This is a genomic window from Amycolatopsis sp. NPDC003676 (genome assembly GCF_053587275.1).
The window spans coordinates 1-1,168 of sequence record NZ_JBSFNS010000368.1 but is presented as its reverse complement, the minus strand read 5'-3'; the positions used below and the strand labels follow the sequence as shown (position 1 = coordinate 1,168).

The 1,168-nt window shown below is 70.5% G+C and carries 2 protein-coding genes; both read left to right on the top strand.

What is annotated here, in order from left to right; genetic code table 11:
- Positions 1-5 precede the first annotated feature (5 nt).
- Entirely contained in the window at positions 6-329 is a 324-nt protein-coding gene (locus ACWDNU_RS46485; protein ID WP_449673528.1) for a lipoprotein LpqH, read from the top strand.
- Between the two features lie 41 nt (positions 330-370).
- Positions 371-1,168, top strand: a 798-nt coding sequence (locus tag ACWDNU_RS46480) for a hypothetical protein (RefSeq protein WP_449673527.1), incomplete at its 3' end; no start/stop codon positions are given.

The window sequence follows — 1,168 nt, the reverse complement described above, 5'->3', positions numbered from 1 at the left end:
CCTCGATGCACGCGAGCAGAAGACGCTCCAGTTGGCGCGCCAGGTCATCGTCACCAGCGCAGCCGCCGCCCGCGTCGTCGAGAAGCGCCACGGTCGAGGGCGACGCGGTCCAGGCGGTGGCCATCGGCGGCACCCAGGGCGGCTCGAACGGCCTGCCCTACGCGGTCGGCTACGGCAACGGCCAGCCCGGCGGCTCGGCCAAGCTCGCCAAGGACGGCAACACCTTCCGCATCACCGGCGAGGGTGTCAGCGCCGACATGACCAACCCGCTGGCCGGCCCGACCACCGCGAAGTTCGACATCACCTTCGCCTGCACCACCATCGCCTGATCCGTTCGCGACCCGGTCGCATCACTTCACGAGGAGGAATCATGAAATCCAAGCTCCGCGCGGCCGCGGTCGCCTTCGGTGTCCTGTCCGTCGGCTACTACCTCTACTACGGCCTCACCTACACCCCCGACGAGTTCACCGGCGGCATGCTCGGCTGGGTCGGCCCGCAGATGGCGCTGCCGATCATCGCCCTGACCATCGTGCCGATGGTCTTCGCCTTCACCGGCGACGGCATCATGGAGGCCTTCACCGGCCGCAACAGCGGCGAGTTCCGGCACGGCGAGGTGGGCATCGGCACCATCACCGCGTTCCGCCAGACCGGGGTCTCGGTCAACGATCAGCCGCAGGTGCGAATCGAATTCCGCGTGGAAGGCGCCGACGGGAAGGTCTTCGACTCGCACGCCAAGATGATCGTGCCGCTCACCGAGCTGGCGCTGCTGCAGCCCGGCGTGGTGCTGCCGGTCCGGTATCTGCCGGGCCGCACCGACAAGGTCGAGGTGGACCGCTCCGGCGACGCGGGCGCCGCGCAGCGGGCGATGAACGAATCGCTCATCCGCAAGGGCATCACCACCCGCGGCAAGCTCGACATCGCCGAGCGCGGCCTGGCCGCCCAGGCGGTGGTCCGCAGCCTCGACGTCCCCGGCCGGATCCGGGGCGGCTACACCGAGATCATCCTGGGCCTGGTGGTCACCCGCCCGGACGGCAGCACCTTCCAGACCAGCGCCGAGAAGTTCCTGCCGCCGACGGCCATCGGCCACGTGCAGGTCGGCCAGCGCGGCACTCACCCGGTCGACCAGGTCTTCGGCGGGGCGCGGGCGGTCGTCGCCGATGAACGGCGG

Bases quoted from the DNA above. Each gene is read 5' to 3' on its own strand.
- ACWDNU_RS46485 (WP_449673528.1), top strand. From the start codon at position 6: ATGCACGCGAGCAGAAGACGCTCCAGTTGGCGCGCCAGGTCATCGTCA.